The sequence below is a fragment of the Spirochaetota bacterium genome, from assembly GCA_034190085.1.
Lineage (GTDB): Bacteria > Spirochaetota > UBA4802 > UBA4802 > JAFGDQ01 > JAXHTS01.
On sequence record JAXHTS010000019.1, the window covers coordinates 62,980 to 79,497 of the forward strand.

Sequence of the window (16,518 nt, forward strand, 5' to 3'; positions counted from 1 at the left end):
CAACCTTTAACAGATACTATAGATACTAAAGAGAAAAATTAAGTATTTATAATAATAAGTCTTTGATATTATTAGAGATTTATGGTTATAAATTATTCATATTAACTGTAAATTCAAGTAATGTATATTGGAGATTATCAAATTATGTTAATAAAGAAAGTGGTTTTAACAGGAGCATCGTTATCAAACGAGAATAAGGGTATAAATGCATTAACCTTAGGTTCAATAATTGCCTTAATCGAGAATAATCCTGGAATAGAGATAGAATTGATAAATCAGAATTATATACATGATAAAATTATTAAACATAAGATAAATATTAAAGGAAATGAAATTGAAATTATTGAAAATTTTATATGGACATCTAAATTTATCTTATGCGCTTTTTTACATATGTTATTCCCTTTTCTTCCATTAAAACTTAAACAGTTTTTGTTTATAGATAACCTGTTTATCTTTTATTATTTTTTTATGAAATTAAAGAGAAAAACTCTTATGATGAACAATCCAACAATTAAAAAATTAATTACTGCTGATTATGTCATCAGCTTAGCTGAGGGTGATAGCTTTAGCGATATTTATGGAATATATGTATTTCTAAGGCAGTCATTGGATAAAGTATTGGCATTAATTTATAAACGCCCTGTTATCATATTCCCACAAACTATTGGTCCTTTTAATTCTTTTATCTCAAATCGAATAACTAAAAAAATAGTCAAGGGAACAAAAAAGATTTATGTAAGAGAAAATCAATCGAAAAATCACTTAATTAATTTGTTTGGCGATCTTCCTAATATGGAGGAAGCAAATGATATGGCATTTTTAATGCAACCTGATGATGTGAAAAACGAAGAGTTTGAATCATTTATTCAAATAGGGATACCTGTTGGTATAAATGTGAGTGGTTTTTTATATAATAATCCAATAGGCATGGATAAAATTAAAAGAGAGGATTTTGATTATGCCTATATTACTGAAAGAATAATTGATACATTATTAAATATTGATTCTAAAATAAAAATTGTGTTTATTTCTCATGTCGGAATTGAAGATTTTTCCGTTTCTAAAATATTATTTGAAAGGTATACTGCTCGTGGATATAAAGATCGTTTGTTTCTATTGGATGATTGCTATAGTGCTTCACAGTTGAAATTTTTTTTAAGCCGTTTAGAATTTTTTACTGGAGCGAGAATGCATTCATGTATCGGCGCTTTTTCAACATGTATTCCAACTGTGCCTCAGGCATATAGTTATAAATTTATTGGCATTACAGAGAAATTGAAATTAGGTGAATATGTAGTTAATCTTAAGAATGATTCTTTGGAGAATATTCTTGAGATAATAAAAAGGGGATTTAATAACAGACAAGATATAAGAAAACATTTAATTAAAATTATTCCTGAAATCAAAAAGGAGTCACTTAAGTGTGGGAAGATCGAATAAAAAAAATATTACCTACGTAGTATCATCTGGACTTTGCCTTAAATGTGGATTATGCTATAGTATCTGCCCTGAGAATGCAATTGCTATCAAAGGAGGTATCGACAAAAATCCTATTGTAAATAATAATTGTGTAAATTGCTCGAGGTGTGTTAAGGTTTGTCCAGGACTTATACCCTTAAGTAAAAATGAGAAAGAAACTCAGTTAGGGATAGTGAGAAACTGTTATATAGGTTATTCGATGGATAATAGTATTCGAAAATCATCCACTTCTGGAGGTATAGTAACTTCAATTAATATTAATTTACTTCAAGAAGCAAATTATAAAGGCGTAATTTGTATCAGACAAAAAAAAGATAATATTTTTGAAAATGAGGTCATTTTAGCTACTTCAATAGAAGATATACTTTCTTCAAAAGGATCAAGGTATGCGCCTGCTTTTGTATGTGGAGGATTGAAGGACCTTAACATAAAAAAAGGTGAAAAATATGTCTTTGTGGGCAAACCATGTGATATTCAAGCATTGACAAGATATGAGACTATTCATAGGGGATATAATTTTTTAAAAATAGCGCTTTTCTGTTCTCGTACCCCGCCTATGACAGCTACAAAAGAGGTATTGGATTCTAACAACGTTGATATTCAGGAGGTGAGAAGATTACAATATAGAGGTAATGGATGGCCTGGATGGTTTATCGCTTATTCCTCGAAAAAAGATGAAATCAAACTACAGAAGGAGTACCTTGATGTATGGGATAACATACTGTGTAAGATTAAATATTATAATAAAAGATGTATGTTATGTCATGATTGTACTGGTGAGTATGCTGATATATCAGTAGGAGATGCGTGGTTAGATGAATATATAGGCAACAGTATAGGCCATTCAGTTGTGATTACACGTTCTAGTATTGCAGATGATATTGTACGTGAAAATATTGATAGGAAAAATATTATGCTTGGGATGGTTAATGAAGAGACGGTATTGAACTCCCAAAAGAGTCTATTAAACAAAAAGAATAATCTTTTTTTGAAAAGAGTTATAGGTAAACTTATATTTGAAAGACTACCAGAAGAGGATATTCCATTTAATCCATCAACAAACGACGTTAAGAGAATTCCTGGTTTGTTAAAATATTATATACTTCATAAATTAATTTATAGAAAACAAAAATAAAAGTTATGATTAAAAATGGAACAATAGGCTTATTAAAAAAGATACTAGGAAGTAAGTCAACCCAGAGTTTTGTGATTATGTCTTCTGTAGCAGTAATACAATTATGTAATAATGTGTATTTGGGAAGAGAATTAACAAAAGAAGAGTTTGGTTTATACAGTTTTGTATTTCTCAACGTAGCGCATTTATTGGCGATTTTTCTCATTTTTGGACAGGGCGCGTCAGTTGTCAGATATTTTTCTTCAAAGACTATTGAGGATTATCAATGGAAGAAATATTTATTTAAATTTCTTTTATTAATTATCTTTCCACTTATAATTACGTCATTTACTGTTAAAATTATTTATCATTTAGATTGGTTTTGGTTCTATATGATTGCTGGAGGTTCATTTCTATTATGTAATACCAATTTGACAGGAGCATTTTTCCGTGCACGTGGATGGTTTAATCAAGCTATTATTATTGAACGAGCCAATCCGATTGTTTTTTTTATTTTGTTATTATTCTTCTTCCTTTTTGGGAAGATGAATCTGGATATTGCATCATATTTAAAGCTTTTCTCTTTTTTATCAGTTATGCCCTTTATATTTTATATTTTAGCTAATTGGAATGAGGGACAAATTCAAGTAGAAACAAAGATATATTCAGATGGAATCTCTCTTTGGGAATTAAGTTTAACCGTTATAGTACTTTATCATATTGACGCTTTCTTTATAGCAAAATTATTGGGTTATAAGGAGCTGGCGTTATTTAGCGTCATGATTGCAATTATGCGAATATATGAATTTGCCAGTGTATCATTGTTTAGCGTATATTCTCAAAAATTTTCAAAAAACAGGGATATTAATATAAAGCTTTTTTTTAAATTTTTATTAATAATAGTATTATTCATAGGAATATTTTATTTATTATTTACTAATATAATTCTTGAGATACTATTTAAAGGAAAATATTATGCATCATTCATTCTGATTGTATTGTTTACAATCTATGGTTCAATCAATCTTTTATATGTGCTTCCATCCTGTTATCTTGTTGGGCATAGCGATAAGAAAGAGATGAGGCAGATGCTTTTGGGAAATATAATTAGCATAGTTATTAGAATAATAATCATTTATGTTTTATATGATTATGGTTTGTTCGGATTTTTGTTAGCTGGTATTATTTCTATGGGAACACGAACCGGAGTGGGATATTATATCATCTTTAATAATAGAAGTAATGCATAAACATGAGAGTAATTATAATCAAAATTATAAAGTGATTTTTACATTATGTTAGGAAAAAATAATTCAATATCAATATTATCATTTTTGGAAATAATAACTGTCGTTATCATCTGTTTATTTTTTGTATATTTATGCCTTAACGATCCTAAGTCGGTTGTATCTTTGGGTTTTGTCATTTTCTGTATTCCTTTAGCATTCTTTTCAATTAAAAAAACAGATAATTGGTTAGTATCAAGAGATGTTACCGATGAGAAAAAAATGTTAACATATTTTATGTTTATCTATCCTCTATTACCATGTCTTTGGGGTATAAATATTGGTGGTGGAATACCCGTTTTCAGAGCTCAAAGAATAGCTGCATTGATATTGATATTTTATCTGTATAGAAGAGGTTTGTTCAGACAGGTATACACAGATTTTATTAAAGCAAATATATTCACTTATCCAATAGTTTTTATTATCATCTCATTTTTAATAACATCTTTCTTTTCCACAAACATGAAGGGAACATTTTTCTATTTATTCTATTTTGTATTTGAGATTTTGATATTACCGGTAGTTGTATTTACAGTATTTAAAACTCGTAAGGATATTGAATTATTGATAAATATAATATGCCTATCTGCCTTTATCCTTAGTATAATTGGTATTTATGAAAGGATTACTGAATATAATTTTTATTCTGTTTTTGGCGCTTATGATGTATCTCATGCTCACGCTCTAGAACATGCACGGAGGTTCGGATCTATTCGAATCAAAGGACCATTTATGCATTCAATTTCATTTAGCTCATATTTAGCTACTACTTTACCTTTATTTCTATATAAGTATTACAATAATTCTACAAAATTGATTATTTCGTCAGGATTAGTGATGTTTGCATTAATATCTACCCAATCAAGAGGAGGTATAATTGGGGCTATACTTATTTTGGGCATATATTTTACCCTATACGACAGGAAAAATATATTCTACATTTTATTATTATCTATTCCATTAATTGTATTAAATTATGATTCTATTGCTGTTTTTTTTAATCAATTAAACCCTACAGGATCTTCAGACCAGGAATTAGCAAATTCTTCAAAAGCAAGAAGTATTCAATTTGAAATACTTTCAGAGTATATCAAACAGAATATAATTATTGGATATGGCAAAGTACCTACTCCAGCAATAATGCGGATTCCAGGTAGGTATAGCAGATCTGTAGATAATTTCTATTTGCTTTTAACCTATAGTTTTGGTTTTTTCGGATTATTATCTTATGTATATTTAATGATCAATATCATTATTAAGCCCATAAAAATATTAGGTAAGAAAATTTACAAAGATAAATTAATAACATTATTACTTACTGGAGTTTTTGCTTTTTATATAATTAATACTGTTGTATCATTAGAAGAGTTTCATTTTATCTTTTGGATATATGTTGGCATATTAGCTAGGCTTTTGGTTAACAGATTAAAGGGCCAGAATGCTTGGTGTTGAAATCGATAGGGAAGGGCGAGTATTGAGGAAGATCCCTTGCGAATTTAGATTTTCTATGTTTAAGAAATTATATTTGCTTCCCCCATAATGGTCTATTTCAAGTAAGATAGAGATACATAAAAATGATTTGTTGTGTTATACTAGTTTCTGAGAAATTGATATGTAATCCCTATTCAAGAAATAAAATTACGATATTAGGATCAGGGATAGGGAATAGGGATTTTAAATTCGTCAGACGATGAGTATAAACTTGATATTTTCGTTTTCCCAAATCAAAATCATACCATCCTTCTGATCTATAAATTGAGGTGATTATTTCAATTCCGACATTCTTTACATTTTTAATCTATTTTTCCCTTCTCCTTGGAACAGGTATCTTTTTCTATAAAAGAACCCAAAATATTGGCGATTACATACTCGGTGGTCGAGGTCTTGGGAAATGGATTACTGCCTTTTCCGCCCAGGCAAGCGACATGAGTGGTTGGCTTTTGATGGGTCTGCCTGGGGCAATTTATTTCGATGGTATACCAGCAGTTTTAATAGCTATTGGACTCTTTGTCGGAACACTGTTTAATTGGAAACTCATATCACAACGTTTGAGAATTTATTCAGCAAAAACAGATTCACTGACCCTATCATCCTTTTTTGAGGATAGATTTAGGGATCCTACAGGACTCTTGCGCATAATCTCGGCAATAATAACACTAATTTTTTTTACAATTTATGCATCTTCAGGATTTGTGGCTGCCGGAAAGCTATTTGAGTCTATCTTTCATATCGATTATAGGGTCGCAGCATCAATCGGGGCATTTATTATTGTGCTATATACTTTTCTGGGGGGCTTTTTAGCTGTAAGCTGGACAGATTTTTTCCAAGGATTATTGATGGTTATAGCTATTATAATTGTTTCTGCTGTTGCCTACAACTCAGTTGATGGTTTTAATGGCATTAGGAGAGCAATGATATCCGAAGGTCAATCTGTTAATATTATACCAGGTAGTAATTTTTCTCTTCTGACAACAATATCTACTTTAGCATGGGGATTGGGATACTTTGGACAACCGCATATCCTCGCGCGCTTCATGAGCATCAAATCCAGCAAAGAACTTCCTCAATCGATGAAAATTGCGATCATATGGGTGTTTATCTCACTTACAGGAGCCGTTTTTATTGGATTTTTATCGATTCCCATGTTTCAAGGGCTATCGGGTGGGGATCAGGAAAAGGTATTCATATATATGATTAATTGTATGTTTAATCCATGGATAGGTGGAATAATGTTGGCGGCTATACTCTCTGCAATTATGTCTACTATTGATTCACAACTTTTGGTCTGTTCATCAGCATTAACAGAGGATTTCTATGAGAAAATTATCAAAAAGGATGCAACTCAGCGAGAATTGGTATTTATTGGAAGGCTGTGTGTGGTTGTCATCTCTCTAATAGCCCTCTCTTTGGCCCTAAATCCCAATTACACCATCTTAAGACTTGTAGCCTATGCCTGGGGTGGTTTTGGCGCTGCTTTTGGGCCGCTGATTCTATATGCTTTATTTTCGAAAAGAACAACTTGGCTATCCGCTCTATCAGGTATGATCATTGGAACGATAACCCTAATACTCTGGAAAGAGATAGGGCTTGGGGAAAAGCTCTATGAGATAGTGCCTGGTTTTTTTGCCAATGCTCTTACAATATATCTAATTAACCACATATCGCCAGCTAAAGATCGAGAGATAATACAGGAATTCATAGATGTTGAGGCCAGCTTAAGGGGGAGGGCAGAGGATAGGTGATTGTTTTGGGGTGTAATTATCCATTACCTTTATCCCTCAATCCAATCAACAGGAATCCTGCCACGAGCAACAGGGTGATCAATCTCTCCCTTTGGGTAGCCAACACATATAGTTGTTACCCATTCATATGGATGGATTATGCCTAACTTTTTCTTTAAACTAGGTAAAAATCTTATTGGAGCCTCAAAACCGATGTAGCATGTCCCTAGACCCAGGGAATGCGCAGCTATAACCAAATTCTGTGAGGCAATGCCTACATCTAAATCCGGATTACTTATACCACGTTTATCCTTTAAGACATGAATAACAACAGGAGCGCCAAAGGTAAGGGTTTCAATCTGATTCATCTTTTCCACTGCAGGAATTGGTCTCTGATCCATGCCATTAACCATGATATAACTTAGAAGGGACACTACCATTCTTCTCCATAGGCTCTTGCCGTTGAATAATCGCTGAAGGGGATTGGTAATCTTAATACATTGCTTATCAACCTCTTCAATCATTTTTTTGTCAGTTACCACTATTAACTTAAAGGGCTGACAGTTGCCAGCTGTAGGCGCAAATCTAGCTGCCTCTATGATTCTATGAATTAGCTCTTTTGGTACGGGCTTATCCTGAAAGAGCCGAATGCTGCGTCTTTTTAGAATTACACTCTCTGTTTCAGTCAGATCCTTTTCTATTTCTTTAAAATCTCTATTCAGATCCCTATCTCCAAAGGGACAGGGGGGGATCATATCCCCAAGCTTATCTTCTGGGGTTTTATATCGTCCAAAGAGAACTCTATATTCCCCTTTTACCCTGATGCAACCTGATTTGCAGACTGCTTCGCAATTATTACAACCGATGCAGGCTGTTTCAAGACCCCTATAGCCTGTCATATATGGGATTTTTTTCTCCTCATCCCAATGCAGCCCCTGAGTTGGACAGGTATCCACACATCTTTTACAATGAGAACATTTATCAGCATCAAACTCAACTTCAGGAAATTGGGTTGGTGGCATGTATGCTCCCCTATAATTTTCGAGAAATCTATTGGAGGTTCCTTCTGCTTTTGCCATAGCATCTCTCCTTTAATGAAAATTAACAAGTCATTCAGTTATGATGTTCAACTTCCTTACCGAGGATAATCTCTCCTTAATATGAGATCCTAAGTTTCTGACTATAATAGGAACAGCATTCTGAATAGAGTAAATCGATCTTAAAATGTATGCTAAATTATCTATAATCTATATACTTATATACATTGGATGCATTCTTACTGAATTCATCTCTCAGCACCCTATCAAGATTCTTTTCTGAGGCGGTTTTCGGAATCTCATCTACAACTTGGATATAGGAAGGGATTGAATTGTTATCCAATGTCTTGGAGATTGATCTGAATAGTGCTGTAGGGTCAATTTCTTTGTCCTTTACTAGCACTATTGCAGCAATAATGTCGCTCTCACCAGGGGCTCCTGTTTCTGCAGGAATGCCGTATACGCAAACATCTGATATCTCTGCTAGTTCGCTAAAGATTTTTTCAACAAATTCAGGTTGAATAAAATCGCCATGGCGTCTCAGACCGCCGCCCTTTCTGAAATCAAAATAGAACCAACCATCAGCATCCCTGTGACACATGTCCCCTGATCTCTGCCATCCTCCCCTTGTTTTTGCCTTGGATGCCTTTTCGTTGCGGTAATACTCTACCTCTGGATCACCCTGAACAGGTCTGAATATCAACTCGCCAACCTCTCCTGGTTCACATTCTGTATCATCCTCGCGAGCAATCTTCATCTCATATATAAATTCCGGGGGCTTCCCAAATGAACCAATTGGTCCTGTGCCCGGGGGATTGTAGCATAATCCACCCTCAACGGCTCCGTACCATTCAAATATCTTGACATTAAAGCGTTCTTCAAACTCCTTCCAGATAGTCTTTGGTGTGCCGGCGCTTACCACAAGCCTAACAGGATTGTCCGCATCATCCTCTTTTCTAGGCTCGCTATAGATACCCATCATCATACCCCCTAATAATGAGAAAGTAGTGCATCCATATTTTCTACAGATGTCCCATATCTTGCTTTTAGTAAACTTTTCGCTAATTACCGCTTTTATACCCTGGGATAGAGAGGTAAAAGCTGTAACAGCTTGGGCATTTCCATGGGTAAGCGAGAGACCAGTATAGGGTATATCATCTTTTTGGTATCCAAAGATGTTGCCAAGCAATCCATAAAACATATACCTGTCTGACCTCATAACAACACCCTTAGGATCTCCGGTTGTGCCTGATGTATATATAATTTGACCAGGCCTTTTGGGATCAAAATCTACTGTTTCAGCAGGCAGTTCAGGATCTTCATTACCAAGCATTTGACTTATGTTAAAAAAATTTGAAGCGATTGGTGTTTTGTGGTGATCCTTATAGATCACACCCCGAAAGGATACGTTGTCAATCTCATTAGATATCTCTTTAATACTATCTAAAAATTCTCCTGTGCACAATATCCCTTTAGAGTTGGAGTTTATTATCTGATAGGAGAGTTTTGAACCCCTTGATCTTGGATCAATTGGAATAACAGTTGCGCCAATAGTAATCGCCGCAAGCATAGCATAAATAAATTCCGGGTGATTTCGCATTATTAGTGAGAAGGAATCACCATCCCCAATACCATGAGAGAGTAGTATCCGAGCTAATCTGTTCGAGTTTGAATATAAATCCTGAAGTGTAATCCTCTCATCTGATCCATCTGAGTTAACAAAGATAAAGGCTTCTTGCTCAGGATTGAGATTTTTGAGACCTAGCAATTTAAACATTGGAAGGTTGTCAATATCCATAGTTAGCCTCCATACTATTTAATTAAGAATGAATTTTCGTTTTCATTTTCTAATCATTTATCTCTTTTCACGCTATAATATATCGCATTCCTGTATATGAAATTTCTACACAAATTATTTTAATGACAGAAAATTACATACCATTTTAGCTTAATTGTAGAAGTGATGAAATCCTTCTAAATCTTGTTTATATCATCCTGCCTTGTTCAGGGTTTAGGAGTATTCAATTATAACCGGATCAGATAAAATCTATTTTTATATTGATATTGATTTAGATAGATTATTAATCGTAGTCTTATAATACTACTCTTTTTTACAAATATTATGATAATATTAATAATTTATTTATGCAGTATAATTTAACTTAAATATATTCTGCTTCTGTTTTTTCATATATTTGAATTGTTACTCCACATTTCTCATTGACAAGCCACTAATCTATAAATACTTTGCTTTGTTGTAGCTTACTATTTCGTCTTAAACATAACAAATTGTATTAGTATTGAATATGTGTAAATATATGTAAATGTTTGTATATATTTGTAATATTTACACATATTCAATAAATGAAGTATGAGGAGGTAGGGATGTCGGTTTTTAAAGATACTAAGCATATTGAGATGATACTTGGTGAATTTTGGAATGAATTGCATGAGAAGATGGGACAGGATTTTCAGGATTCTGATCTATCGATTTTGTTTGTTATTAAAAATCCTGATACGCATCTATTTGTCGCCAAAGATGGAGTATCCATTGGTGATGAGGCGAAGGGAAAGAAGCCCACAATAACCATGACAATGACTGGTGAGGCTGTTCATAAGTTTTGGCTTAAGAAATTAAATCTTGTAAAGGCTTTGGCCAAAAGAGAGATCAAGACAAAGGGGCCTGTTACTAAGGTGATGAAATTTATGCCAATGGCGGATCCAGGTTATGAACTCTATAAGGAATATTGTGAGAAATATAATCTTCCCTTAGAATAAAAGAATTAATATATTTTGAGATCAATTGGAATAGATTTGGAGGTAGGGGTATGAATTATTTTGATATTAATGTTGATTTAGATGATGATGATATTGCGTTAAGGGATGCCGCTCATACATTTGCAGCAGAGATCATGAGACCTATAGCAAGGGAGTTGGATACGATGAGCGCTGAGGATGTGATTGCGGATGGTTCACCATTGTGGGATTTTATCAGAAAGAGTTATGAACTTGGATACCATAAGGTATTGCTGCCCGATTTATATGGTGGATTGGGACTAACGCCTTTACAGAGCCATCTGGTATTGGAGGAATTATCGTGGGGCAGCGTAGGATTGTCAGTTGTAATAGGTGTGTGCAGCTTTCCAGCTTTTGTCGCGATTATGTCTGGTGATGATGAACTCATTGATGAGTTTGCCAAGCCATTCAGTGAGTGCACAGATGGAAGCATACGCGGATGCTGGGCTATTACAGAACCAGACCACGGTTCAGATACTCTGATCGGTCATGGGGAGTCCTTCTGGCACGATCCAAATGTAAGGGGTAATGTACAGGCGCGGCTTGTCGGGGATGAATGGGTCATTAATGGGCAGAAATCTGCTTGGGTTTCATGCGGGACCATCGCAACACATTCCGTGCTTTTCTGTCAGATCGATCCTTCTTTGGGTATGGCAGGTGGCGGAGTATGCATTTGTCCTCTGGATATTAAAGGTGTTTCCAAGGGTAAGCCGCTTGAGAAGATGGGGCAAAGGGATCTAAATCAAGGAGAGATATACTTCGATGATGTCAAGATTCCTAAAAGGTATATGATTTGTGAACCAGATTTTTATCCGGAGATGCTTGAAATGATTTTAGGAACTGCTAATGCGGGGATGAGTATCATGGCAACTGGATGCGCTAGAGCCGCTTTTGAGGAGGCCCTTGTTTATTCTAAGGAGAGGGTTCAGGGCGGAAAGCCAATAATTGAACACCAATCCGTACGGAAACGTATTTTTGATATGTTTGCCAAGGTGGAGACATGCAGGGCTCTCTCGAGAGCAGTGATGAATTTTACTCTGAATACTTCACCTCCATTGGTTGAGTATTCCATAGCTGCAAAGACAATGACTACACAATTATGCTTTGAGGTTACAAATGAGGCGGTTCAGATGCTTGGAGGAAATGGGCTTACAAGAGAATATCATACTGAAAAGTTATTCCGAGATGCAAGAAGCGCATTGATCGAAGATGGTAATAATGAGGTTCTGGCAATGGGTGGAGGAAAGGTTATAGCGGAGACTTATCCAAGGATTGAATAGATATTATTAACGGACTTTTGATTGTTAATATTTTCAATCATAATAATACTAAAACGTGCTCATTCTATTATTGAGAGGAGAGAATTATTAAGAAAATATAGCAAGAAAGAGTGAGGAGTTACCTATGGCTTCAGCATTAGAGGGTATAAAGATATTGGATTTATCTCGGTTGCTCCCTTTTAATTACTGCACATTGATGCTGGCTGATTTGGGAGTTGATGTTTTAAAGGTTGAAGAACCGACATTAGGGGATTATATGAGATGGTTTCCCCCAAAATTAAAGAATGAAAATGCTATTTTTTTAATGGCTAATCGTAACAAGAGGAGTATGACCCTGAATCTAAAGGATGCCAAGGGTAGGGAGATACTCTGTCAATTAGTAAAGGAGTATGATGTCTTATTCGAGAGTTTTAGACCTGGCGTAATGAACAAATTAGGGGTTGGCTATGACACGCTAAAGCAGATTAATCCTAGACTAATTTTTTGTTCCTCAACAGGTTATGGACAGGATGGCCCCTACAAGGATAGACCTGGACACGATATGAACTACATCAGTGTTGCCGGTATTCTTGATGCCACTGGACGTCATACAGGAGCGCCTGTGATTCCAGGGATTCCAATTGCTGATATGAGCATTGGAATATTCTCAGCCTTTTCAATTTTAACAGGTGTTATTGCCAGAGACAGAAACGGCAAGGGCCAACATATCGATGTGTCTATGACTGACTGCATGGTGTCATATAATATGATAAATATCGCTCAACATCTAATGAGTAAATTGGTGCAGAATTCAAACGAACTCAATGTTATAGGGGAAGCTCCCTATTATAATGTGTTTAAAGCCAAGGATAGCAAATACATCTCATTGGGTAACATTGAGGAGAAGTTTTGGGTGAATTTTGTGAATCTTATTGGACGAGAAGATCTCAAGGAACATCAATTTTCCATAGGAGAAAAGAGGAAAGAGGTCATGGAGGAGATACAAAATATCATATCTACAAAGACTAGGAGAGAATGGTTGGATATATTCGAGGGAGAGGACATATGTTATGCCCCTGTCAATGATATAGAAGATATGATGAATGATCCTCATGTAAAGCATAGGGATATGTTACTGCATATGGAACATCCTGTAGAGGGAAGAATAACGTCAGTTGGCTTCCCTTTTAAATTTTCTGAAACGCCGGGAGAGATAAGATCGCCTTCACCAACCTTTGGTCAACACACAGATGAAGTTATGAAGCGTTTGGGATACAATGATGACGAATTGAAGGATTTGAGAGACAAGGGTGTAATATGATTATCATTCATCATTTTGATTGATAAGGTGAAGGGGTATCCCTAGAGTATTCAGCATAGAATTTTATCAATTGATATAAAAATATTTACTGGAATATAGGAGAATCAGTGAATACACATTTTATAACTACAGGCATAACATTTGGGACAGCATTAGCAATTACTATAAGCTATACATCCAATGAATCCATTATCTGGGCAATAATACATGGTATCTTTAGTTGGTTGTATGTTATCTATTTTGCTTTATTTTATTAGGTTGATATATTAATAAAAAAAACCCCCGCTTCTACGGGGGTATGGGTGGGAGGAGGCATTTATATCAAAATTGGTAGATATTATTCCCAAGCCAGATCTTCAGGGGAGGAAGGATATTCATCAGTCCAGTTTAGACAGTTCGTTGTATCCCTCACATCGATATAATTTGCTTCAGTGTCGGATTCTGCATCCAAATTGGAGGTAGTGGCTTCCTTTGGCCAACCATCATCTGTGGTTCCGCTTTCACCCTGGGTATCCAGGGTGGAGGGATCGTATATCTCTTCTTTTGTAAGAATCACATAATAGCCTTCAGTTTCGTCCAGATTGCTGCCATCATTAGCTCCTGTGGAGCTATCAGCATTATCTGTTGCTCGAACCGCAATCTTGCTTAAGTCCTCAGCCACGCTACCTCCAGCTAACACACACCAGCCTGTAGCTGCATTGGTCTTTTGGGTGAGCCTGAATGTATTCTCAGTAGTGTTACCCTCAAATTTGTATCTAATCTTAAATACATCGGTTTTGTCTGCAATGCTCGCCAACTCAATCGAGATGTCGCCAGTGGCATCATTTCGTGTTGCGTGACAGATTGTGTATCCGGTTTGAGTTTCCTCATCAGAAACATATTGGTGTTGGCCATAACATACTATATACTCATTATTATCATCAATGCCAAAGGCTATTCGAATGCTGATTGGCAAATCATTGTTAGTGCCTATAATGGTCAATTGTGTATCTACATTATTTTCAGTTCCTCCGAAATACGGAATAGTAACAGCTTCGGTTATCTCTTCAATGGTTGCAGACATATTCTCATATGTATATGTACCTGGACTGTCGAAATAATTTGAAAAGTTATTTATCCAATCAATATAATTATCAACAGTCTCCACTGGACCGTAAACGCTTTCGTTGCCGCTATCTGGATGAAACAGCTTTTTGAGCACCCCATATGTGGCATTTGTGCTCCATCCATCCCCTCCGTCACTGGTTATCCACTGTTCCATCACCCTTGATGAACCCAAATCAGGGGTGCATGATTTAACATCATCAAGGTATGGACTCAGCCCGTCGTCTGACGATCCTATTAGGGGTGTAGTTGAAGAATCATCATCACTGCAGGTAATGATTCCAGATAAACCCAAAATCATAATAAACAAAAATAACTGTACATAGGTTTTCATTTTTTTAATCCTTTATTGATTTAGTTGTTTGCTTTATTAATATTTATTATAACATAGATTTTTTAAAATTAAAGTTTTTTTTATGTTTTAATTTATAAGAAGAGATATGGATAATGAATAATTTGGTTGTAGGGCTTTTCGATAATAATAAACATGAGGATTAAGATGTGATGCTTACTTCGACTGTCTGAAGCGTAGGTTTTAAATTCGCAGGATTTTTTATCCGGTTAACCTGTGATCTTATCTAATTCTTAATAAGCCTTGTCAAAAAATAAAGTCATTAGGGTTAAGGTAGTAAATATACATTATTTTTTATATAAATTCATACTGTAGGATAGTCATATTTGTCAATCAATCTGTAATTTTGGACAATAACTCATGGAATTTATTTCTTTTCTTGAGTACCTGAATGGGACAATTCCAGATTCAATTAAAAAAATACATTTCGAAGTGACACTTTATCCGAATAATGTGTTTAAATAATAAAGACCTGATTTATATAAAAAAGGTAAAATTGAATCACATTAATTGTGAATCATCTTTAAATTCAATAAGGAGAAGGCAATGAAGAGAATACTAATTATGATATTTCTATCACTTGGTTTGGTTGGAAATTTATTGTGTAATTCCGAAGATGAGAGAGAGGTTGAATCTTATGAACACGAGTCTGATATTGATAGATTTGTGGCAACTGAACTCGCTGAAGGCCTGGTAAACCAGGAGAATGGTTTAACCAAAGAGATTGAGGATGTCAGCAATGTTGAGGAAGAGACAAGTAAACAGACAATGGGTATAATAGATAGGAGACATACGACAACGGTTACCTTTACTACTGAAATTGACGCATTGACCCTCTTTGAATGGTATGATGAAGAACAATATTATAAACGCTACCTTAAAGATGGAAGAACCATTGATGTATCGTCTATATATTATACTGGCGTGATTGATAGTTATGAAGTAATTCTACAGTTATTTTCAAGCCAGGATGGGACAGGTGATGGCATGCAGGCAGATCAGCTATTCACATTGGATGATATGGTACATTCTCTCAAATATGAGCGGGCGGTTCATGCTGAGATCAAGACTATTTGGAGAGACATTACCCGCGATGCCACTATCCAGACCAGTCTAACTGTAACAGGGCTTAATGATTATATAGAGACCTTCTCAGTATCAGGAACACGCACTTCACAGGTTTACGTAGACCGAGGAAGAGTGACTGGCGATTGGACACTAACCTATGAATTCGATGACGTTACTTGCAGCAGTGAGATTGTTGTAATAGATGATGTCCCAGTGATCACAACCTTCTATGAAGGAACAACATCAGCGACCTTTGTTGGAACCTATACTGGTCCCAATGGAACACTTGACATAAATAAAACAGCGACTATAACCTTTAACCGTGAAAGAACTGTAACTATTACTGTTAATGGTGAGACCATAACCGTTGATGTCGTTACCGGTGATGTTGAATGAAGTAATAATCTTGAGTGATATTTAAAATGACCCCCGCTTAATATTTAATTGGGGGTCATTTTTTTTTACTGATATTAGGAGG

13 protein-coding genes are annotated in these 16,518 nt (G+C 35.1%); 10 read left to right on the top strand and 3 right to left on the bottom strand.

Annotated features, from left to right (window positions below; all coding sequences use genetic code 11):
* Nucleotides 1-144 precede the first annotated feature (144 nt).
* From SVZ03_03760 to putP, 5 genes are all read left to right on the top strand, one after another.
* On the top strand, nucleotides 145-1,443 hold the full coding sequence (locus SVZ03_03760) for a polysaccharide pyruvyl transferase family protein (GenBank protein MDY6933320.1): 1,299 nt from the start codon (nucleotides 145-147) through the stop codon (nucleotides 1,441-1,443).
* On the top strand, nucleotides 1,427-2,617 hold the full coding sequence (locus tag SVZ03_03765) for a Coenzyme F420 hydrogenase/dehydrogenase, beta subunit C-terminal domain (protein MDY6933321.1): 1,191 nt from the start codon (nucleotides 1,427-1,429) through the stop codon (nucleotides 2,615-2,617). Before SVZ03_03760 ends, SVZ03_03765 begins: the two co-directional genes overlap by 17 nt.
* Nucleotides 2,618-2,694: 77 nt before the next feature.
* A complete protein-coding gene (locus tag SVZ03_03770; GenBank protein ID MDY6933322.1) occupies nucleotides 2,695-3,846 on the top strand; it encodes an oligosaccharide flippase family protein in 1,152 nt (383 codons plus the stop codon).
* A 45-nt stretch (nucleotides 3,847-3,891) separates the two neighbouring features.
* Nucleotides 3,892-5,334, top strand: a complete 1,443-nt coding sequence (locus tag SVZ03_03775) for an O-antigen ligase family protein (GenBank protein MDY6933323.1) — start codon at nucleotides 3,892-3,894, stop codon at nucleotides 5,332-5,334.
* 311 nt (nucleotides 5,335-5,645) lie between these two features.
* A complete protein-coding gene (gene putP, locus SVZ03_03780) occupies nucleotides 5,646-7,124 on the top strand; it encodes a sodium/proline symporter PutP (protein MDY6933324.1) in 1,479 nt (492 codons plus the stop codon).
* Nucleotides 7,125-7,153: 29 nt separating this feature from the next.
* On the opposite strand, the gene SVZ03_03785 is transcribed toward putP, so the two are convergent.
* Together SVZ03_03785 and SVZ03_03790 are read right to left on the bottom strand one after the other, a co-directional pair.
* Nucleotides 7,154-8,182: a nitroreductase family protein gene (locus SVZ03_03785; GenBank protein ID MDY6933325.1), complete on the bottom strand. Its 1,029-nt coding sequence runs from the start codon at nucleotides 8,180-8,182 to the stop codon at nucleotides 7,154-7,156.
* A 157-nt stretch (nucleotides 8,183-8,339) separates the two neighbouring features.
* Nucleotides 8,340-9,938 (bottom strand): AMP-binding protein, encoded by a 1,599-nt coding sequence (locus tag SVZ03_03790; GenBank protein MDY6933326.1) that lies wholly within the window; start codon nucleotides 9,936-9,938, stop codon nucleotides 8,340-8,342.
* A gap of 587 nt (nucleotides 9,939-10,525) precedes the next feature.
* Here SVZ03_03790 and SVZ03_03795 point away from each other — a divergent pair.
* From SVZ03_03795 to SVZ03_03810, 4 genes are all read left to right on the top strand, one after another.
* A complete protein-coding gene (locus SVZ03_03795; GenBank protein MDY6933327.1) occupies nucleotides 10,526-10,918 on the top strand; it encodes an SCP2 sterol-binding domain-containing protein in 393 nt (130 codons plus the stop codon).
* 50 nt (nucleotides 10,919-10,968) lie between these two features.
* Nucleotides 10,969-12,216 carry an acyl-CoA dehydrogenase family protein gene (locus SVZ03_03800; protein ID MDY6933328.1) on the top strand — a complete coding sequence of 416 codons (1,248 nt, stop codon included), beginning with the start codon at nucleotides 10,969-10,971 and terminating at the stop codon, nucleotides 12,214-12,216.
* Between the two features lie 124 nt (nucleotides 12,217-12,340).
* Nucleotides 12,341-13,516 carry a CaiB/BaiF CoA-transferase family protein gene (locus SVZ03_03805; protein MDY6933329.1) on the top strand — a complete coding sequence of 392 codons (1,176 nt, stop codon included), beginning with the start codon at nucleotides 12,341-12,343 and terminating at the stop codon, nucleotides 13,514-13,516.
* Between the two features lie 107 nt (nucleotides 13,517-13,623).
* Nucleotides 13,624-13,773: a hypothetical protein gene (locus SVZ03_03810; GenBank protein ID MDY6933330.1), complete on the top strand. Its 150-nt coding sequence runs from the start codon at nucleotides 13,624-13,626 to the stop codon at nucleotides 13,771-13,773.
* A gap of 80 nt (nucleotides 13,774-13,853) precedes the next feature.
* Here SVZ03_03810 and SVZ03_03815 read toward each other — a convergent pair whose 3' ends face one another.
* A complete protein-coding gene (locus tag SVZ03_03815; GenBank protein MDY6933331.1) occupies nucleotides 13,854-14,954 on the bottom strand; it encodes a hypothetical protein in 1,101 nt (366 codons plus the stop codon).
* A 564-nt stretch (nucleotides 14,955-15,518) separates the two neighbouring features.
* Between SVZ03_03815 and SVZ03_03820 the strand changes: the two genes are divergently transcribed.
* Nucleotides 15,519-16,436: a hypothetical protein gene (locus SVZ03_03820; protein ID MDY6933332.1), complete on the top strand. Its 918-nt coding sequence runs from the start codon at nucleotides 15,519-15,521 to the stop codon at nucleotides 16,434-16,436.
* Nucleotides 16,437-16,518 lie beyond the last annotated feature (82 nt).